This is a genomic window from Streptomyces sp. NPDC001848 (assembly GCF_042891915.1).
Taxonomy (GTDB): Bacteria; Actinomycetota; Actinomycetes; order Streptomycetales; family Streptomycetaceae; genus Streptomyces.
On record NZ_JBIATP010000010.1, the window covers coordinates 13,990 to 34,139 of the forward strand.

The following is a 20,150-nucleotide window of genomic DNA, read 5'->3' on the forward strand; positions in this document are numbered from 1 at the left end:
CACCGCTGCTACGGCGCGGAGCGCCACCATATCCGTTGCGGCGGCGGACCCTGGGCCCGCCCACCCGTTTTCTCCCAGGACCCCCTCGGCATCTCCATCCTCCTGGCTCCCTCGCGCACTTGGCTCATCAGTAGGATCGACGTCTGCGCGAACGACGCCTGCGCGAACAAGGACATGTCGCGGTACACGGGGGCGTCGGTGCCAAGACGTATCAATCGCGAAGGATGAGTGCATCGGTGAGCGTCGTCATCATCAAGCGACCGCCGCGGACAGCGCCCCCGGTGGTCCCGGACGGCGAGGTCAGACTCGAGACGCCGCCCGAGATTCCTCGAGAGGGCGAAGAGAGCATGCTGATGACCCTGCTGCCCATGATGGGCATGCTGGGTTCCGTCGGCTTCTTCTTCATGCCGGGCCTCCCCTCCTACATGAGGATGGTCGGCGGGCTGATGCTGGCCTCGACTCTGGCCATGGCGATCGCCCAGTTCGCCAAGTCCCGGCAGGGCGGCGGCGGTGCCGGGATGGCCCAGGACCGGCGTGACTACTTCCGGTATCTGGAGCAGGTCCGCAAGGACGTGCACAAGACCGCGGACCTGCAGCGGCGCAGCCAGCTCTTCCAGCACCCCGACCCGGAGCAGCTGTGGGCGGCGGCGGCCGACGGCAAGCGTCTGTGGGAGCGGCGCCCGACCGACGCGGACTTCGCGTCCGTACGGATCGGCCTCGGCACCCAGCAGTTGAACACTCCGCTCGTCGCCCCGGAGACCGCGCCCAAGGAGGAGCTGGAGCCGCTGACCGCGGCTGCCATGAAGGCCTTCCTCGACGCGCACGGCAGCCTGTCCGACCTGCCCGTCGCCGTCTCGCTGCGCGCCTTCTACCACGTGACGGTGTGCGGGGACTCCGACACGGTCTACGGCAACGCCCGTGCGGCCATCGCCCAGCTGGCGACGCTGCACTCGCCGGAGGACCTGATGGTCGCCGTGGTGGCGCATCCCTCCGCGGCGGCGGACTGGGACTGGATCAAGTGGCTACCGCACAGCCAGCACCCGAAGGCCAAGGACGGCGCCGGCTCGGCCCGGCTCCTGTTCGACGACCTCGGCGAGCTGGAGGAGGCGCTGGCGGACCAGCTGGACGACAGGCCCCGCTGGAACCCGGACGCGAACCCCGTCTACGACCAGCCGCACCTGATCGTGGTGCTCGACGGCGGCACCGTGCCGCCGGACTCCGAACTCGCCAGTGCCGAAGGGCTCCAGGGCGTCACCTTCCTCGAAATCGCCCCGGGGGAGCTGGAGGAGGACTTGCGCGCGGGCCTGACGGTCTATGTGAAGCCGGGCAGGATGCGGCTGTTCGTCGGCCACGAGTCCGCGTACTCCGGCAGGCCCGACGAACTGAACATGGCACAGGCGGAGTCCCTGGCACGGCAGCTCGCCCCTTTCCGGGTCGGTTCCGCGGAGGAGGGCGAACCCCTCCTGTCCAACCTGGACTTCACCGACCTCATGGGAATCGGCGACGCGGGGTCCGTCGACGTCTCGCGCACCTGGCGTCCGCGCACGCTGCACGAGCGGCTGCGGGTGCCGATCGGTGTCGGCGAGAACGGCGAGCCGGTCATGCTCGACCTCAAGGAGGCCTCGCAGGAGGGCATGGGCCCGCACGGCCTGTGCGTCGGCGCCACCGGTTCCGGCAAGTCGGAGCTGTTGCGCACGCTGGTGCTCGGCCTCGCGGTGACGCACTCCTCGGAGACGCTGAACTTCATCCTCGCGGACTTCAAGGGTGGTGCGACCTTCGCGGGCATGGCGGACATGCCGCACACCGCGGCCGTCATCACCAACCTCGCGGACGACCTCACGCTCGTCGACCGTATGCGCGACGCGATCACGGGCGAGATGCAGCGCCGTCAGGAGCTGCTGCGCACGGCGGGCAACTACGCCAATCTGCACGACTACGAGAAGGCCCGGGCGGCGGGCGCCGCCCTGGAGCCGATGGCCTCGCTGGTGATCGTGCTCGACGAGTTCTCCGAACTCCTCACCGCCAAGCCCGACTTCATCGACATGTTCATCCAGATCGGCCGTATCGGCCGTTCGCTGGGTGTGCACCTGCTGCTGGCGTCGCAGCGCCTGGAGGAGGGCAAGCTGCGCGGTCTGGACACCTACCTGTCGTACCGGATCGGTCTGCGCACCTTCTCCGCCGCCGAGTCCCGCACGGCGATCGGTGTCCCGGACGCCTACCACCTGCCGTCGATCCCCGGCTCCGGCTACCTGCGCTACGACACCGACACCATGGTCCGCTTCAAGGCGGCGTACGTGTCGGGGCCGTACCACGGCGAGGGCCCGTCCAGGGTGAACCGCTCCACCCAGCTGCGGCCCGCGCTGTTCACGGCGGGGCACGTGGCGCTGCCCCCGCAGCCGGTGGTCGAGGACCTGGACGCCGACGACAAGGTCGACGACGCGCTCGCCGACACCGTCTTGGACGTCATCGTGAGCAGGATGGTCAACCAGGGGCCGCCGGCCCACCAGGTGTGGCTGCCCCCGCTCGACGAGGCGCCCTCGCTGGAACAGCTCCTCCCCCAGCTCGCCGTCACCCAGGAACGCGGCCTGACCGCGCCCGAGTACACGGCCCTCGGTCGGCTCAACGTGCCGGTCGGCCTGGTCGACAAGCCGTTCGAGCAGCGGCGCGACGTGCTGTACCGGGACTTCTCGGGCGGCGCGGGCCACGGTCTGTTCGTCGGTGGCCCGCAGTCCGGCAAGTCGACCCTGCTGCGGACGCTCATCTCGTCGTTCGCCCTGACCCACACGCCTGCCGAGGTGCAGTTCTACTGCCTGGACTTCGGTGGTGGCAGCCTCATCGCGATGGAGGAGCTGGCGCACGTCGGCGGGGTCGCCAACCGGCTCGACGCCGAGAAGGTGCGCCGTACGGTCAGCGAGGTCGAGGGCATCCTGAACGCGCGCGAGGAGTACTTCCGCGCGAACAACATCGACTCGGTCCAGACGTACCGGCAGCGCAGGGCCGCGGGTCTGCTGCCCGACCAGCCCTGGGGAGACGTCTTCCTCGTCATCGACGGCTGGGCGTCCTTCAAGACGGACTACGAGCTGCTCGAGGCGACCGTCACCGACATCGCGACGCGCGGTCTCGGCTTCGGTGTGCACGTCGTCCTGACGGCGAGCCGCTACACCGAGGTGCGGCCCGCGCTCAAGGACATGCTGCAGAACCGCATCGAACTGCGGCTCGGTGACCCGACCGAGTCGGAGATCGACCGCAAGGTCGCCCAGAACGTCCCCGCCACCATGCCCGGCCGCGGTCTGAGCCTGGACAAGCTGCACTTCATGACGGCGCTGCCGCGGGTCGACGGGTCCTCGCAGACGGAGGACCTGGCGGAGGCGACGGCGATCCTCGTCCGCGGCGTCAACGACAACTGGCAGGGCAGCCACGCGCCGGCGGTGCGGCTGCTGCCGACCATGCTGTCGGCGGACCGGCTGCCCAAGGGGTTCGAGCACCCGGACCGCGGTGTCGCCATCGGTATCGACGAGTCCTCGCTCTCGCCGGTCTTCGTGGACTTCGAGACGGACCCGCACTTCATCGTCTTCGGTGAGAGCGAGTCCGGTAAGTCGGCGGTGCTCAGGCTGCTCATCAAGCAGATCACCGAGCGCTACACGCCGGACCAGGCGAAGATCGTCATGGGTGACTACCGACGCGCTCACCTGGAGGGTGTGCCGGACTCCCACCTGTCGCGCTACTGCGCGTCGGCGCCCGCCCTGGCGGAGACGCTGGAAGGCCTGGCCGGCTCGATGAGCCGTCGTATGCCCGGCCCGGACGTCACGCCCGAGCAGCTGCGCAACCGCAGTTGGTACAGCAGCCCGGACGCGTTCGTCATCGTCGACGACTACGACCTGGTGGCGACGGGCATGAACCCGCTGTCCCCGCTCCTGGAGTACCTGCCCTTCGCACGGGACATCGGCCTGCGCATCATCATCGCCCGCGCCTCGGGCGGTGCCAGCCGGTCGCTGTACGAGCCGGTGATGCAGCGTCTGCGCGAACTCGGCGCCCAGGGCATCGTGCTCTCCGGCGACCGGACGGAGGGCGCGCTGCTCGGCAACATCACGCCGTCGCAGCTGCCGCCCGGCCGCGGGTACTTCCACACGCGGCGGCGGGGTGGGCAGCTCATTCAGACCGGGTGGCTTCCGCCGCGGTTCTGAGGGCCGGAAGCTCGGGGCAGAGGGGCGGTACCCATGTGGTGCCGCCCCTCTGCGCCGCGTGTGCGGGGGTGTGGGTGGTGTGGGCTTGGGCGCCGCGCGGACGCTAGGGTGGTTTCGCGACACAAGAGCCGATCCACGGGGGGCAGTTGTGGGCAGCGACGGTCTGCGCGCCGACCCTTCGGTCCTCAAGGCCGAGGGCTTCAACATGTTTACGGTGGGCCAGGACTTCAGCAAGGCGGTGGAGGCCCTGAAGGCGGGGCTGTCCGCGCTGGAGGGCGGCGAAGGCGCCACCCCGCCGTGGGGCGACGACGACATCGGACAGAACTTCGGGGTCGCCTACGAAGGCCTGCGCGAAGGCATGTACGAGTCGATGGGCAGTCTGGCGCAACGGCTCGCGGGGATGGGACTGGCCTTCACCGAGATGGGCGTGCGGCACGAGAGGAACGAGGGCGACGAGGACGCCGCCTGGCGCCAGATCACCGCCGAGTACGACGGCCAGGTGGACACATCGAAGCTGCAACGCCTGTCGCCTCGGCAAGGGGCTTGACGCGGCGCCGTCGACGCTGTCAATCCGCGTTGCCTGCAACAGATTTGTGACAGCAACCCCCTGAAGTTGCCTGCGATCGACTCCGTAAGCTGTGCGCACGGCTGTTCCCTGCGTGATGTCCCTTGTTCGGTGAGGGAGTTGGGCGCCGGTTGCTGACGGGGGTGTGGACGCTGTGTCGATGATGCTGCCGGACGAGCTCGAATGGGTTCTCCAGATGCTCGGCTACCGCTGGCCGACGGCGGACGAGGACAAGCTCAAGGACTGCGCGACCCTGTGGCGGAAGTTCGGCGACGACGTCTCGGACCTGCACGCCAGGGCGAACACCAGCGCCAGAACGGTGGTCGCCCACAACGCCGGTGAGTCCATCGACAAGTTCACCAAAACCTACGCCAAGTTCGACGGCGGCACCGGCTCCGACGGCTACCTCGCGAGTGCCGCCCAGGCCGCCTACACCATCGCAAATGTGCTGGAAGCGTGCGCCTACCTCGTCGAGTTCGCCAAGTGGGCGGTGATCGCCCAGCTGATCGCGCTGGCCTTCGAGATCGCCGCCGCCCAGGCCGCCGCTCCCTTCACCTTCGGCCTGTCCGAGGCAGGCGCACTCGGCGCCACCCAGGTCACCCGGCTGATCGTCCGACGCCTCCTCGACGAGCTCAAAGAGGCGCTCATGGAGTCGATCGTCCAGGCGTTGAAGCAACCCGCCATCTCGGCGATCCAAGCGATCATCACGGACCTGATCCGGCAGACGGTGAACGTCGGCTTCGGCGCCCAGCACGGCTACGACCTCGGCAAGACCGTCAAGGCCGGCGCCGACGCCGGCTGGGACTCCATCAAGCAGACCCCGCTGACCCTGGCCCAGGGCGTACGCGACAACCTGGGCCAGAAGGCCGGCAGCCGCTTCCACCACGCCATCGACAGCCGCATCGACGGCTACCACGAGTCGGGGACGTCCCATGGTGACGGGGAGGACGGGGAGGGCGGCGGTGACGGGGAGTCCGAGTCCTCCTCGGGGTCGTCGTCCGACTCGGAGTCGGGATCCTCGTCCCATTCCCCGTCCGACTCGGAGTCGGGATCCTCGTCCCATTCCCCATCCGACTCGTATCCGGATTCATCGTCCAGCTCTTCCTCCAACTCCTCATCCACGGCCTCCAACGACTCCGGCTCGTCGGGGTCGGGGTCGGACTCCTCGACGTCGACACACACGAACACGGGCGCGGGCACGCACATGGGCGGGCTGTCCGCCGACACCGGCGGTGCCCACATCGGCACGCAGGATGTGGGCGCGGGCCTGGAATCCGACGGCTCCGGCTCGGGGGCCGAACACAATCCTTCCCCCTTGGACACGGCGGCCCCGAGGCATACGACGTCGCTGTCGGACTTCGACGACCCCGCGCCCGGCGCGACATCTCACGGTGCTTCTGACGCCACCGGTTCCTCCGGTTCCTCCGACTCCCCGAGTGCGTCAGGCCCCGCCGACACCGGCGGCTCTTCCCCATCCGGCCTGTCCTCACCGACGCCGCACGCCGTACCCAGCCACGCGCCGTCCGACGGTGCGACGGCTCCTACGGGAGGCGGCAGTGGCGGAATCGGCACGTCGATAGACAGCCTGGCCGCCGGCGCGCCCACCCAGTCGCACGCCGCTCCTACTCCGACCACGACCGAACACTTCCCCGGCGGAACGGACGGCCGGGCGGACGGCGCCTCGTCCATGCCGACCTCGCCCACGCCTCCGTCGACCATGGACAGTGGTCCCGTCCCGCGCTCCACCGCAAGCACACCCGGCGCCACGTCCTCGACGACGGGCCCCACGAGCCCGGCTCCCACCGTCGCCCCGGTGAGGAATCCTTCCTCCGCCACGCCCGGCACGGCGTCACCCAGGGAGACGGGCCCCGCCTTCGCTCCGAGCCCGACGGTGTCCTCGACGACACCCCGGGCGTCGCGCACCTCGATGCCGGACGGCCGCATGCCTGGCGGTGGCGACGGCCGAATATCCGGTGCGAGTGACGGCCGCGTAGCCGGAGTGGGCAGCAGTCGCACAACGGGGGCGGGCGACGGCCGAATATCCGACGCAGGCGACAGGCGTACGTCCGGCACGACGGACGGCCGCACGTCCAGCACGACGGACGGCCGCATACCGACGCAGCGCACCCCCGGCACCGCCTCCGACGACCGCGCTGCGTCCCGCACCACTGTGGAGGACCGCACGGCACCGCGGAACGCCCCCGGCACGACGCCGAGCGACCGCACTGGGCCGCGGAACATCACGGACGAGCGCACAGCACCCCGCAACATTCCTGAGGAGCGCTCTCCCGTTCGCGACGCGACGGACGAACGCACCACACCCCGCGACGTCCCGGACGAACGCACCACACCCCGCGACGTCCCGGACGAGCGGACCGCGGCGCGAAACACCACGGAAGAAGGAACCACACCCAGGAACACGCCCGGCACCACGCCGGGCGACCGCACCGCCCCCCGCAGCACCTCAGACACGACCGACGCGCGTACACCCGCCCGAGGCCAAGACGCGAATCCGGACCGGGACTCGACCACAAGCGGAAGCCCGAGAACGAGCTCCTCCAGCGGTGAGCCGGAGCGAACCTCCACGCCCAGCAGCGCCAACACCCCGAACTCCTCGACGCAGTCGGGTTCCACAGCACGGCCCGGTGACAGCCAAAGCCCAACCGCGTCCGGCAAGCCCGGACCCCAGCCCCAGCCGGGCACCCGTCCCACCCCCAACAGGGCCCCGAACCAGCCCGCGGGCACAGCACCCGGCACCACTCCGCACCCGCACGCCCCGCAGGAGCCGGCGTCGCAGCACGACAGGTCGGAGACGCCCGAAGCCGAGAGGGGCCACCGCCACGACCCACAGCACCACCAGGTGACGCCGGTCCCGATCCACACCGTCTCCCCGGCGCCGTCGTCGCCACCGTCGCAGGCGAGCCATGCCTCGCCGCCGCCCCCGGGTGCCCCCTCCGCACACCCCGGCGCCTCCCCGCAGCAGCACCCGCACCAGGACAGCCTGAACGACATCCGCAACGATCTGGATCACTATCCGGGCGGTCTGACCGAGCCCCACCCGGACGACCAGCAGGCGCTGGTCAATGCGGTGCCGCACAATCCCGACGGAACCCCGGAGCGTTTCCCCGACCCCTTCGGCCACTGGGCGCAACTCCAGAACGACGGGGGCAACACCGTCCCCGGACGCAGCAACAACTGCGCAGACTGCTCCCGCTCGTTCCTGGAGACCTGGTACGGAAACCCGCAGGTCTCAGCCCCGCGCACCCTGGACGTCGACGAACACGGCAACCCGGACCCCTGGTCCCCCGAGCACAACGCCAACGCCAACCAGATCCGATGGGCGGGCGCCGAGCACATCTACGCCGGCACCGGCGACGACCCCCACACCGCCGACCGCATCGCGTGGGACCTGCACCAAGCCGGACACGGCGCCGCAGCCATCGTCCAGGTCTCCTGGCCCGGCGGGGGCGGCCACGCCTTCAACGCCGTCAACCACCACGGCCACATCATCTGGATCGACACCCAGAGCGGAGAGGTCAGCCACCAGCCCCTCCACATCCCGAACGCGACCGGCGTCTGGCACATCCCCCTGGACGCCGACCGCAATCCCATTCACCCGACCCAGCCCGAAACCGACACCACCCACCACGAGTCGGAGACGCCCCACGAAGGCACCGAAACTCCCCACCAGGAGCCGGACGACTCGCCCCAGGAAAACGAGAGTCACCAGGCTCCGGAGCCGAACCCGTCGCACGGCACCACGGACAACGTCCCCGTCAAAGACGCGGACGCCCCGGAAACCACACCGACCGCAGACAAGCCATCAGACACCGGCACCGACGGCCACACCCCGGACAGCCCATCCCACACCCAGCAGGCCCCGCCCCACCCGGACACACCCACTCACGCCGAACACGGCCCAACCCAGGCGCAGCACACATCGAAGCCCGACGAGCTTTCAACACCACATCCGTACGACGGCACAGCGACGCCGGCTTCCAGTTCCACGCACAGCAGCACTGAGAGCCGAGACGGCAACGAAAGCGACCGAGGCACGCCCCATGAAAGGGACGGTGTGGCGGCTTCGGACCACCGCACCCGAACCGACGCGACTCACACCATCGACACCGGTACCAGCGACCCCGCCGCTGAGCACGAGGCACCTTCGGCGACCGAGCGTCCCGATGGCGCTGACGCCCACAGAGTCACCCACAACGCGCCCCCTTCGGCGCCTCATACAGCGGCGGGCGACCCGGCGGTCGACCGGGGCGCTCCTCGGCACTCCCCTGCCCCGAACCCACAGTCCGCGAGCGCCTCGTCCGGGCATCCGACCAGCGGCAGTATGAATCGGCCGCATGCAGACGACGCGTCTCCAGCGGGTCGGCACACCACACCCGACCAGCGACCAGCCGCCCCGGTGAGCCACGATCACCGCGCGCCTGCAGAACCTGGCGCCGTATCGGACCATGAAAAGGATCCTTCGGCCCAGACAGGTCAGCACCGAGAACACGGGATGCTTCCCGAGCAGTCCCAGGCGGATCTCCGCGGCACCCACGACGTACACAAAGTCGATCTCGATCGCCTCTACAGCGACCTGTCCGAGTGGGGCAATACAGACCAACTGCGCGATCTGCTACGTCAGTGCGGCCCACCGGGGCAACTGAAGGGAATAAGCAAACAGACCCTCATCGACGCATTGCGGAACCCGCCGTTCCGTGACCTTTCGGAGGGTCAGCAAGGGGCGGTGGTAGCTGCCATCAGTCGCCTCTCCTTGAAGTTCCACGCCGAACTCGGAGTAGGCTCACTCGACCCCGGAGTGCCGAATCCCAACGACCCGGCTGTTCGCCCTCTCGACCACGAGGAGGGATCCGAGAAGAGGGAGCGACAGGAGAAGGGGCGTGAAAGCCTTGCACAAAGAATGAAAAGGAAGGGCACTCCCTCGGCCGGCGTCCTCTACCACAGCGGGCAAGCAATAGGGAATCCAGACCGCCCCGCACTCCGCAAAGCACTGGGTGCGGAGGATTTCAAGGCGCTGCTCGAGAACAAGGGAGACTGGTCTCGGCGGAACTATGCGACCGTTGAAATATTCGATCCCGTAACCCGGAGGAGCACCTACATTTCGGACAGTTCGCTGTCTATGGGTCGGGACTGGGCGGAAGGCGTCCACTCGGAGCCTCACATTCTGGATTACGTTGATGCCGTCAACGCCCAGCGGGAAGAGGGCCGTAAGATTCAACTCGTAAGCTTCTACACAGAGCGCGAGCCCTGCGGCCCCGCCTTGGGTACCGACTGCTCCTCATTCCTGGGAGAACATCTCCCCAAAGAGGTCAAAGTTTACTACGGAACCCCCTTCCGAAGAGGGCAGATAGAGAACGAGGCAGAGTTGCGCGCCGAAGGTCACGGCGCCGAGGTCAACGAAATGAAGGATGCCGCGGTTGCCGCACAGGGTGACGAGTCGCAGGCTTACGTGGACAAGCTGCGCGGCATATGGACCGACCTGGCACATGGCGGCCACCTCTCGTGACGTAGGATTCTGGGCTTGACAGAGAGGAGAGACGCGCCATGCCCATCGATGCGGAAACCTGGCAAAAAATCCAGGCATGGATGACGTTCCCCAAAAGAAGCGACAACCTGCTTCTCGTCGTGGGCACCGCCGGCTCGGGAAAGTCCGAGTTCGTCAGAGAGACCGCGAGGAATATCGACGGATCGATCGTCATCGAATGCGCGGGCATGACGGCCGATTTGGTGGCGCGGCGAATCGTGTCCGAACTTGGAGGGGACCTCCTACCTTCCGGTCGACGATGGCGCAGGGATCTACTGCGCACAACGGTGGAAGGGGAGCATGTAGTGCTCCTGTCCAATGTGCAGTGGGCCGGCGAGTTGGTGACTTCATCAGAGCCCTTGAGGATCGCGCGCTCACTGGTATCGAAGCTGACGTGGGCCCCGAAGGCCCGTGTTCGCTTCGTTCTCGAATGGGACCCCGATCTCCTTGGCGACCCACCACGCGGCAGTGTCGGCATCTCCCTGCAAAGACCCGGCGCACCCGCCGACGGACGCGAGTCGCTGCAGGGCGCGGACACCGCAACGAGGCAGGCTTTCCACGCCCTGAGTCTCTCCGAACTGACAGAGGTCGACCTTTCGGTTTGGCGTCTTCTCGTCATGGCCGCCTTTCCCTCGCGGCAGCCACCGACCGAGGCCGGCCTTCGAGGGATCGCCACGGATCACCCAGAGGCGTTGACGGTCCTGGAAGGGGCCACCGGGCACCCAGGAGTCGGCTTCCGCCGGCCTTCCACGAGACACTTCTGGCGCCGACAAGGCAGCGCCGGCCCGGAACAGCAGGCCCGGATCGCGGAATCGCTGATCGAGCACATCCGGGAGTCGAATCCGGGACGGCCATGGACTGAAGCGGGAGCGGTGGGCAGGTATGCCGCGAAATCGCTGCCCGTTCATGCTGCTCTGGCCGGTTCGCTCGAACAGGCGCTTTCCCAGGGATGGATCCTGGCGAACTGTGAAGCCTTGTCCGTGCTGGAAGCACTGGGTGCCGCCTATCCCGAGGGCGTGCCGCCCGGCAGCATCGCGGCCGATATCCGTTCCCTGGAGGCGCAAGGCATCCAACCTGCCGACCAAGGCGAGTGGGCGTCTTGGCTGCACCACGCTGCAGTGAGCAGCGGGCGAACCGAACTTGCCCGACAGATCGTCGACAGCGGTGTGGCACTGCCGTGGCGCACGGTGTGGTCACGCTGGCGCCCCAGCGGGGTGTTCGGCGGATACGAGGGGGAAGTAGGGCGGGTCGACGAGATCGCACTGGCTGCGGATGCAGCCCGCGGGCAGCGCGTCATCACGATGCGTGACACGACCACGGACAAGGCCGCGCTACCCGAATTCTCGTACGTCATGCGCGAATGGGATGTTCCCACTGGCAGTCCTGTCGGAGAGGAAGTCCGCGTCGAGGAGTCTCTCGAGGAGGCCGAATGGCTCTTTGCGGACCGGGCCCCCCAGGGCCTGCCGGCTGTCTTCGCGGTGCACTCTCCCTCTGGCTGGCAAGTCGAGGAAGACGGCGCTCCGCCTCCGCCTCGTGTGCCTGCAAGCGTCACGAGCGGGGTCCATGTGGAGGGAATGTGGGTTCTGGCCGGCAGCGGGGGCCTGTTCGCGGTTTCAGCGGACACCGCCCTCGCCCCCGGTCCGGCGACATGGCTGCCCGAACCGCTGGTGGAAGAACACGCCGGCCTTGCGCTGCCCGAGGTACCGCTCCCGGCGCGCGCCGCCGCAAGAGGTGAACCGTCCAGCAGGCTCTGGTTGGAGGCGAGCTTTGGTGAAGGCACCTGTCATCGCCTCGCCGCACCAGACCTACCGGACGGAGTGGAGGACCAGGCTGCGCGACGCTTCTTGACCGACATCGGTCTGCCGGTGGTCGGCGGCTTCCTGAATCTGTACGTCGACTCGCCGTTGAACAACGGTTTGCGTCAGGTTCCGTGGTCCGACAAAGCGCAGAACAGGCCACCCGATGGTGCGGGTCCCTTCTTCCTCATCGGGAGGTGGATGTACTCACAGTTGCTACTCGACGGGACGTCAGGCCAGGTGCTGCGCGACGCCACTCGTGGTCCGAGCACCGTCCTGGCCGGCAGCAGCCTCTCCCAGTTCTTCACCGTGGTGCGACTCTTCGATGAGCACCGTAAGACCCTTTACCCCAGTCGGGCAGACCGACGAGACCACCACCGGATTCTGCGGGAGTGGTGCCGTCGGATCGACCCGGTGGCATTGGAGGGTGAGGTGTGGGACGTCGTGCTCGGCCCCTACGATTTCGAGGACAGCACTTGGGATCTCGTTTCCCCTGATGGCCGCTTCCCGTAAGCCTGTGAGGAATGCGGTGAGGAGGTCGGCTCCGGAGGGGGGAGACACGCGGCAGGAAATCACTCCAAGTTTTACCGATTCTCAGAGGTTCGGCTCCTGCAGAAATGCCCCGCTGAAGCAGGTGGAGTGAGACATGAGTCCTGAGATGCCCCCGCAGATGCCACCCGAGCAAGCCCTGGACGAGCTGCTGGAGTGGCGGAGCAGTGAGACTGGAAGAGTGGCCGAGTTGACAGGCCCTCCGGACTCTGGACGGACCCGGACACTGCTTCGCCTGCGCGAGGTCGCACCCGACGTGACTTTCTTGGATGCCACCGGGCTCACCTGCGAGGACGTCATCGAGCGGCTCACGGAAGCAGCTGGACTCGACCTACCATGTGAACGCCGTGCCGACTGGGGTTACGCCTTGCGCAACTCCTCGCTCACAGGCGGCTCGGTCATCGTCGCCAACACTCAACGCGCAGGGCGGACCCGACGCTCCTCCGAACCTGATCGGATGGCGTCCTCGACCCGGGCCGCGGTGAGCGGACCCGTCGGCACGCGCTGCGCGGGGGCGGGGCCGGGCGGCGGTTCTTCGGACGACGAGGGATCGATCCCCTGGCCACGCGGCCAGTCCCGCAGCACCTCCGCATCCGTCTCCAGCATCGCCATGCCGTGCGCGTCCTCAACCAGGTGGCGGGTCCTTCCGCGCTCGGCGGCGAACACGACGGCGCCTGCCCAGCTCTCCGGGGCAGTCAGGTTCCAGTTGTGCAGCTCGGGCGCGTCGAAGGCCTCCGGCGAGCGGGGCGCTTCTGTCAGCGCCACCTCATCGAGGCCCTTCACCCTCCGGCCCGTCTCCGCGTCGAGCCGGAGCGGGCCGCGCTGGTCGACCACCTCGACCGGGTCCCGCCCCTCGTACCGACGGCGGCGAACCTGGTAGTAGTCGCCGTTCAGGCTCGGGTGGGCCGTGAACCAGTTGCCCGGCCGCCACCACGCCCACACGGTGCGCCACGGCATCCGCGGCTCGGCCGCCGCGATCCGCTGGGCGCACTCGTCGTGGCCGGCCTCCCTCGCGGCGAAGTGAAGCCAGGAGGCGAACTCGGCGGGCGTCACGACTGCGCTGCCCGAAGATCGCTTCTGCCTGCAGGAAGACCTGGCGGCCCGCGTCGTCCCCGTCGTTCCCGGCGGCCAGGTGGTCGCGCACCGCCGCGCGGTCGGCGGTCAACAGCCGTGCGGGGTAGGCCAGTACGCCGCCCAGCTCCTCACTCACCCGGTCATCCTGTCACCCACACCCCGACCGCCTCACCCTGGGATCGCCGGAAGCCCTCATCGGTTCGACCACTCCGCGCCACCGGCGCCTAAGATCGACGTCACAGGCGAAGGCGTCCGCGACGGCGGAGGACGGGGACCATGACCGGCTCGACCGAGGACTACGCACCGCACCCCCACATAGGCGGCCGGACCGCGGCGCTGCGCGCGCTCGCGGCATGGCGTGGGGCCGCTCCCGGGGCACCCCGTGTGGTCGCGCTCACCGGCAGTTCCGGCAGTGGGCGTTCGCGCTTGCTCACCGGGTTTCTGATGCTGTGCGAGCCGGAGTTCCGCAAGCAGCTTCCGCTGGACGTGATGGATCCGTCGACGGTGCCGCCGGAGCTGCCGGCCCCGGCTGTGCCGGCCCCTGACGGGCTGACCGCCGCGCAGGTGCTGTGGCTGCTCGCCGACCACTACGGGCTGAACGCCACCGGCACCGAGGAGGTGTTCGCCGAGCTGGCGGCGCTCCAGGACCCGGTGACCGTCGTCGTACCGGACGTCGACCGGGCCGGCCCGGTGCGGGCGGCAGGCGAGCCGGCGCGCCTCGTGCGGGACGTGCTCGCTCCCCTGGCCGCGACCGAGACGGTCCGGTTGCTGGCCGAGGTGCCGCGTCCGCTGGTCGCCGACCTGGTCGCCGGTCTGTCGCCCGGCGCCGTACAGGTCATCGACCTGGACGAACCCGAGTGGGCCGATCCCGAGGGCCTGGTGCTGCATGCCCAGGCGGCGCTGAGCCCGGAGTTCGGTGCTCCTGAGCTGCCGTTCACGGTCGATCCCGCCGCCCGGCTCGCCCTTGCCGCGGCCATCGGCCGCCGTGCGGGGACCAGCCCGCTGGTCGTCCAACTCGCCGTCCACTGCATCCTGATGGCCCCCGAGGGCTTCGACCCCGCAGACGAGAGCCGGTTGCCGACCTCCGTCGGTGAAGCCCTCGATCTGCATGCCGGGCGGCTCGGCGCCGATCCGCAGACGTTGCGGCTGATGCTGGCGCCGCTCGCCCTGGCGGAGGCCGACGGCATACCCGCCCACCTGTGGGCGCGGCTGGCGAGCGCGGTCGCCGGAAAGGACATGGGCCAGGCCATCGCGGGCGGAATGCTGCTCGCCGGGCCCTTCGTGCAACCCGGAGGGCGTCAGGCCGAGCAGGAGGCGGACGGCGACGAGCAGCCGCAGCGCGGGCGTACGCTGCTGCGACTGCTGCACCCCGCCATCGGTGACGAGATCCGCGCCGGCCTGCCGAACGTGCGCGCCGCGCAGACGCAGATCGCGGTGGCACTGCTGGACGCTGTGCCGGGCCAGGACTGGAGCAAGGCCGACCCCTACGTGCGTGACCACACCGCGGGTCACACCCTGGAAGCCGGTCTGCTGCCCCAACTCCTCACCGATCCGGGGCTGTTCGTGTACGCCGATCCGGTACCGCTGCGCGCCGCCGTCGAAGCCGTCCCCGTGGAGGCTCTCGGGGCGCCGGCCCGTACGTACCTGCGTACCGCCGCCCTGCTGACCCGTACCCAGGCACCGGCTGCGCTGCGCGCCGCCCTGCTGGAGACGGCGTTCGTCGAGGACGGCCTGCCCGAGTACGCCGACGCCGTACACCGGCTCGGCTTCGAGCTGCCCTGGCGGACGCTGTGGAGTCTGCCGATCGCCGGGGTGAGCGCCGTGACCGTCGGCAGCCTGCCGAGCCCGGAAGGGCCGGCCACTCCCGTCGCCGTCCTCGTCGTGCCCGCGGGCACGCCCGGAGCACGCCCGGTCGGCGAGCCCGAGGGAGCGAGTGGATCCGCGGTGCTCGTCCGCGGCCTCGTACGACCGGACGACCTCGCGGACACCGACCCCGGGCAGATCCTGCGCCCGTTGGCGGAGGAACGGGCCGCCGCCCCGCTGGGGCTGAGCCGAGGCGCCGACTACCTGCGCGTCTGGGACCGGACGAAGGAGGAGGTCGTGGCCGCGTTGATCTCCGACACGCCCTTCACCGCCGCCGACCTCTCCCCCGACGGCGTCCTCCTGGTCGCCACCGAGCGCGGGGCGAAGGCCCTCCGCATCCGCTCGACCGACGCGGCGCTAGCCTCGTAGCCACACCCGTCCCCACTCGTTCGACCAGCCATCTCGAAGGAGCCTCCCCTTGACCAGCCAGGAGCAGGCGGCGGTACAGGGCGCCGACGCGCCAGAAGGTGCCCGTCCGGTCACCGGCCCGGGCAACACCGCCGTCTTCACCTACGTCGACCCGGCGGGCGGTGAGGAGACCACCCTCTTCCGCACCTCGGGTCCGGGCCTGCCGCCCGCCGAGTACCAGTGCTGGGCCGAGCTGCGGCGGATGAACGTACCCGTCGACAATGTCGTCGCCGTCCACACCGACCTGCGGCCCAGCCTGCTCCCGGGCGGCTACACGGCCGAACTCCTCAATTCCTTCCCGAACGCCCAGCTCTCCTGCTCGCAGACCTACGGTGCCCGTCCCGAGGAGCGGGCGGAGGGCGTCGCGGCGCTGGTCGAGCAGGTCGAGATGCTGCACCGGGTCGCCGGGCAGCAGCCGCCGCCCCGCCCGTACCGCCTCCCGGTCCCCGCGCAGGTCGCGCCCGCGGAGCCGATGCGTGACGTGGCCCTCGGCCGCCACCTCGTGGAGGTCTTCGGCCAGGAGGGCGTGCGTCGCTACGACGCCGACGACGTGGCCGAAAGCCCCCTGCCCGACGCCGCCAAGTCGACGCTCACCTGGGCGGGACTCCCCGCCGACCTTCCCCTCTTCTTCACCGCCGACCGACCCGACGCCCCTCCGGCCCGCGGCCTTTTCACAGACATCGCCACGAACCTGCGCGAGCGCCGGAGCCCGGCGGGCGAGGAGAGGATCGCCGCCCTGGCCCACCTGGCCCGCATCGGCTTCGACGGGGTCGCGGTGATCGCGGTGCAGTGCGTGCCCGGGACGACGGAACCGGACGGCCTCGGCGCGCTGTGGGCCGTGGACCCGGTCACGGCCGAGGCCCGCTACGTCAACGGGACGGCGGCCGCCTTCGCCCGTTCCCTGGCGCTGCTGGCCACCGTACGGCGGCGGATGCACGGCCTCGACCCCGTCGCGGCGGGTTCCGAAGTGGCGGCGCTGCAGGCACAGTTGGTGGCCGTCGACGCTTCCGCGCTGGCCACCCCTGACACCTGGTGGTCTCTGATCGTCGAGCAGATGTGGCACGGGTTGTTCTGAGCGGCCCTCCGGAAAATCCCCCGCTGAGAGACCTGAGGCAACTGAGAGAACGAGGAGAGCACCTGTGACGTCCGACAACCCGGCACCGCCGACCACCGCCGAGCAGGCCCTCGACATCGTCCGCAGCCGGTACGCACAGCCCAGGCTGCCGGACGGCTCGCCCGCCCAGCTGCGCGTCGAGGAATTCGACATCGGATACCTGGTGTACGCGGAGTTCCCGCCGGTCACCGACGCCGCCGGCCGGCCTCAGCCCGCTCCGCCCGGCGGCAGCAAGATCGTCGTCTCCAAGGAGACCGGCGAGACCGTCACCGTCCCCAACTTCCCGAACCCGGCGGCCATCGATCTCTACCGCAGACAGCGCCGGTGACCAGTACGGAATCAGTACAGCGAGAACCCGCCGCTGTGCCGCCCCTGGCTCTTCCTCGCCGGCCGTGAGGCGTCGTCGGCCATGCCTCTCGGCTCGGGCTGCCCCGCGGACGGGTCATCGCCCGTCAGCGGCTCCCCGTGCCTGACCTGCTCGCGCTCCTCCTCGGAGAGCGACTCCCACCGGCCACGCAGGGAAGCCAGGCCTCCGCCCAGGGCACGTGCCACGGCGGGGTCGTCCAGGGCGTCACGCAGGGCGAGCCGGCCGGAGAGCAACCGCTTCGCCGCGTCCTGCATGCCCTCGCCGACGTTGTCGGTCTCGGAGAGCTTGCGCAGGGCGGAGTTCAGCGAACGTATCTGCTCCGGTTCCAGTGCCTCGTCCAGCACCCCTCGGTCCTCCGAAGCGTCGTACGGGGTCGGTGGGTTTTCAGGGAGCCTGGCCATGTCGCTTCTCCTCGCTGCCCTCGTGCCTCGGACACCCGAAGTATCTCCCGTGGCCCGCGGATGCCATGCCGGCCCCCCAATCACCCCAGGAGGAGAGGGACTTCGTCGTCATGGCTCAGGCACAGAGCACGGGAACGGGCAACGGAACCGACCGTTCACCGGCCGCCGGTCTCGTCGGCCGGGCCTTCGGCCGCCTCGGGCGCCGGGGTGGTCTGGTCTTCCTGCTCGCGGGGCCGGCCCTGAGCGGATGGGGCGCGTACGAGGGGGCGTATCCGGCGGGGTGGGCGGGCACCCACGGCACTCTGACGGTGAAGCAGTGCGAGGTGGGCTACCCGAACAACGCATCGCGGAGCAGCCGCAGGAACCGCCGCCCCGTCCGCTGCACGGGCACGTTCGTCTCCGACGACGGCAAGAGCAAGGACTCGGCCGCCGCGGTGCAGGTCAGGCACCGGTACGCGGAGGGCACCGAGCTGTCGGTGCAGCAGACGGAAGCGCCGACGACGGCCGCCTCGGCGAACGGCGACTACGTCCAGAGCGGAATGGACCGCGCCTGGCGCTTCTTCGGGGCCTTCTTCGGCGGGTGGGTCCTCACCGGCCTCGGCGCCTTCTGCCTGGCGACGGGTTATGCGCCGTTCGGCCGGAGCCACGTCTCGTACGACGAGGCTTGGGAGGCGTCGGGGCGGGGAGTGACGCGTCCGGTCCTGATCGGGATGATCGGTGTGGGGATCGTGGGAGTGGCGGCGTCCTTCCTGGTCAGCTACTTCGTCTGACCGACCCCGGTGGGCGCCCGACTGGCCGCGGAGGGTAATCTTCGCCGGTCAACTTCGGGTCTATCTGCACCTGTTCACTCGATCACGGGGTTCCCCAGGCATGTCGACGCCTCCACCGCAGTACCAGAACCAGCCGCCTTACGGGCAGCCGCAGCCGCCGTACCAGCCCTACGGCGGGCCGCAGCAGCCGTACGGGCAGCCGCGGCAACCTCAACCGCAGCCGCCGCGCGGCCCTCAGCGCCCGCGGCCGGGAGGCCCGTTGCGGGTGGTGCAGTCGGCCGCCATCGTCATAGCGATCTTCGGCGGCCTGGCCTATTACGTCTGGGACTACAACACGAGTCCCACGGGCGGCAAGGCGAGGGCAGAGGCCTCGGCGTCCGCGCAGGCCAAGGAGAACGCGACGCACGACCCGAACATCGGCGACTGCGTCAAGATCAAGGACCCCCAGGGTCATCCGCTTCCGACGATCGTCGACTGCACCTCCCCGGAGGCCCAGTACAAGACGGCTGACCGGCTGTTGGGCGATGACAGGGGCTGCGACGCGAAGTACGCCTACGGCATTCGGTACCACAGCAGCCACCAGCTCGACTACACGTTGTGCTTCACGAAGGTCTGACCCGGGCTCACCTCACGCTGCCGCCGCGCGCCCCGCAGGGGCCGGTGGCGGTCGGTTCGCGTGACGTGCGCCCGCGGCGGTCGTGTATGTCGAGGCAACCGTCGGGACCCGCACAGAGACAACGGTCTGCACACACAGCGACGACCTGCAGAGTTCGCGTCACACACTGCGTGTCGGCGTGCCTGCCTTTCCGACCCACCATCACGGGATCTCCCATGCGTTTGGCAACCGTACTGCTACTGATCGGCGCTCTGTTCGGAGCGGCACCCGCCGCAGCCCAGGCCGCGCCCTCGCGTGACTCCGCTTCATACCTCGCGCTGTCCTCGAAGCGAGGCGGTGGCGTCAGCGGCGGCGGCATCAGCAAGAGCGGCGGCTACAAGAAGTCGAGGGGAAGCGGCTACACCTACCGTTACAGCCACGGCAGTTCGTACCCGGGGAAGAAGAAGATGCCCCTGTGGCAGGCGATCCTGGTCCTGCTCGGTCTGGGCTGCCTCGTCGTCTGGGGCGTCGTCAAGTGCGTTCGCAAGCTCCAGAAGGTTGTCAGCGGCTGACGGTCAACTCGGCGGTCCGCGACCTCCTCGGGGCCGGGGGCGGTTCTGGTCTTCGGCATGCGCTTCCCTCAAGCAGGGCGCTCTGTCGTACGTGCCCCTTCATCGCCCTTCACGCAGCCCACTCCGGCTCTGACAACCGCCTCCTGGTCTCACTGATAACTTACTGCTTCTGCCAGTTGACTCCATGGGGGAATCATGAGCCAGCCGCCCTTCCAGCCACCGCCGCAACCGCCGCGACCTGCACAGCCACCGCAGAGCCCCTCCGGCCCGTACAACCAGCCTGCCCCGCCGCAGCACGCCCCGGGGTTCGGACCGCCGACCGCCCCCGGCCATTCCCCGATGCAGCCCGG

At 69.6% G+C, this 20,150-nt stretch carries 12 protein-coding genes; 10 read left to right on the top strand and 2 right to left on the bottom strand.

Annotation, left to right across the window (positions count from 1 at the left end; all coding sequences use genetic code 11):
- The first annotated feature begins 236 nt into the window (after positions 1-236).
- The 4 genes from eccCa to ACFYZJ_RS21195 all read left to right on the top strand — a co-directional run bounded on the left by eccCa (position 237) and on the right by ACFYZJ_RS21195 (position 12,600).
- A complete protein-coding gene (gene eccCa, locus ACFYZJ_RS21180; protein ID WP_388570344.1) occupies positions 237-4,184 on the top strand; it encodes a type VII secretion protein EccCa in 3,948 nt (1,315 codons plus the stop codon).
- Between the two features lie 148 nt (positions 4,185-4,332).
- Positions 4,333-4,731, top strand: coding sequence for a hypothetical protein (locus tag ACFYZJ_RS21185; RefSeq protein ID WP_388570346.1), 399 nt, complete (start codon positions 4,333-4,335; stop codon positions 4,729-4,731).
- A 178-nt stretch (positions 4,732-4,909) separates the two neighbouring features.
- Positions 4,910-10,273: a toxin glutamine deamidase domain-containing protein gene (locus tag ACFYZJ_RS21190; RefSeq protein ID WP_388570348.1), complete on the top strand. Its 5,364-nt coding sequence runs from the start codon at positions 4,910-4,912 to the stop codon at positions 10,271-10,273.
- Between the two features lie 38 nt (positions 10,274-10,311).
- Positions 10,312-12,600, top strand: a complete 2,289-nt coding sequence (locus ACFYZJ_RS21195) for an SUKH-4 family immunity protein (RefSeq protein ID WP_388570349.1) — start codon at positions 10,312-10,314, stop codon at positions 12,598-12,600.
- A 450-nt stretch (positions 12,601-13,050) separates the two neighbouring features.
- Here the strand turns inward: ACFYZJ_RS21195 and ACFYZJ_RS21200 are convergent, their stop codons facing one another.
- Positions 13,051-13,689: a hypothetical protein gene (locus ACFYZJ_RS21200; protein WP_388570350.1), complete on the bottom strand. Its 639-nt coding sequence runs from the start codon at positions 13,687-13,689 to the stop codon at positions 13,051-13,053.
- Between the two features lie 297 nt (positions 13,690-13,986).
- Here ACFYZJ_RS21200 and ACFYZJ_RS21205 point away from each other — a divergent pair, with 297 nt between their 5' ends.
- The 3 genes from ACFYZJ_RS21205 (at position 13,987) to ACFYZJ_RS21215 (ending at position 17,423) form a co-directional block, all read left to right on the top strand.
- Positions 13,987-15,942, top strand: a complete 1,956-nt coding sequence (locus ACFYZJ_RS21205; RefSeq protein WP_388570351.1) for an ATP-binding protein — start codon at positions 13,987-13,989, stop codon at positions 15,940-15,942.
- A gap of 49 nt (positions 15,943-15,991) precedes the next feature.
- Positions 15,992-17,056, top strand: coding sequence for an SUKH-4 family immunity protein (locus ACFYZJ_RS21210; protein WP_388570352.1), 1,065 nt, complete (start codon positions 15,992-15,994; stop codon positions 17,054-17,056).
- Positions 17,057-17,120: 64 nt separating this feature from the next.
- Complete coding sequence (locus tag ACFYZJ_RS21215; protein ID WP_388570353.1) at positions 17,121-17,423, top strand: hypothetical protein; 303 nt, start codon at positions 17,121-17,123, stop codon at positions 17,421-17,423.
- Between the two features lie 11 nt (positions 17,424-17,434).
- Here ACFYZJ_RS21215 and ACFYZJ_RS21220 read toward each other — a convergent pair whose 3' ends face one another.
- Positions 17,435-17,863 carry a hypothetical protein gene (locus tag ACFYZJ_RS21220; RefSeq protein ID WP_388570355.1) on the bottom strand — a complete coding sequence of 143 codons (429 nt, stop codon included), beginning with the start codon at positions 17,861-17,863 and terminating at the stop codon, positions 17,435-17,437.
- Positions 17,864-17,973: 110 nt separating this feature from the next.
- Between ACFYZJ_RS21220 and ACFYZJ_RS21225 the strand changes: the two genes are divergently transcribed.
- The 3 genes from ACFYZJ_RS21225 (at position 17,974) to ACFYZJ_RS21235 (ending at position 19,800) form a co-directional block, all read left to right on the top strand.
- Complete coding sequence (locus tag ACFYZJ_RS21225; protein WP_388570356.1) at positions 17,974-18,633, top strand: hypothetical protein; 660 nt, start codon at positions 17,974-17,976, stop codon at positions 18,631-18,633.
- Positions 18,634-18,733: 100 nt separating this feature from the next.
- On the top strand, positions 18,734-19,249 hold the full coding sequence (locus tag ACFYZJ_RS21230) for a hypothetical protein (protein WP_388570358.1): 516 nt from the start codon (positions 18,734-18,736) through the stop codon (positions 19,247-19,249).
- Between the two features lie 215 nt (positions 19,250-19,464).
- Positions 19,465-19,800 carry a hypothetical protein gene (locus tag ACFYZJ_RS21235; RefSeq protein ID WP_388570359.1) on the top strand — a complete coding sequence of 112 codons (336 nt, stop codon included), beginning with the start codon at positions 19,465-19,467 and terminating at the stop codon, positions 19,798-19,800.
- The last annotated feature ends 350 nt before the right edge of the window (positions 19,801-20,150 follow it).

What these genes read in the sequence shown, in the direction of transcription:
- ACFYZJ_RS21190 (WP_388570348.1), top strand. Translation starts at nt 4,910, where the DNA reads ATGATGCTGCCGGACGAGCTCGAATGGGTTCTCCAGATGCTCGGCTAC.
- ACFYZJ_RS21195 (WP_388570349.1), top strand. Translation starts at nt 10,312, where the DNA reads ATGCCCATCGATGCGGAAACCTGGCAAAAAATCCAGGCATGGATGACG.
- ACFYZJ_RS21205 (WP_388570351.1), top strand. Translation starts at nt 13,987, where the DNA reads ATGACCGGCTCGACCGAGGACTACGCACCGCACCCCCACATAGGCGGC.
- ACFYZJ_RS21220 (WP_388570355.1), bottom strand. Translation starts at nt 17,863, where the DNA reads ATGGCCAGGCTCCCTGAAAACCCACCGACCCCGTACGACGCTTCGGAG.
- ACFYZJ_RS21225 (WP_388570356.1), top strand. Translation starts at nt 17,974, where the DNA reads ATGGCTCAGGCACAGAGCACGGGAACGGGCAACGGAACCGACCGTTCA.
- ACFYZJ_RS21230 (WP_388570358.1), top strand. Translation starts at nt 18,734, where the DNA reads ATGTCGACGCCTCCACCGCAGTACCAGAACCAGCCGCCTTACGGGCAG.
- ACFYZJ_RS21235 (WP_388570359.1), top strand. Translation starts at nt 19,465, where the DNA reads ATGCGTTTGGCAACCGTACTGCTACTGATCGGCGCTCTGTTCGGAGCG.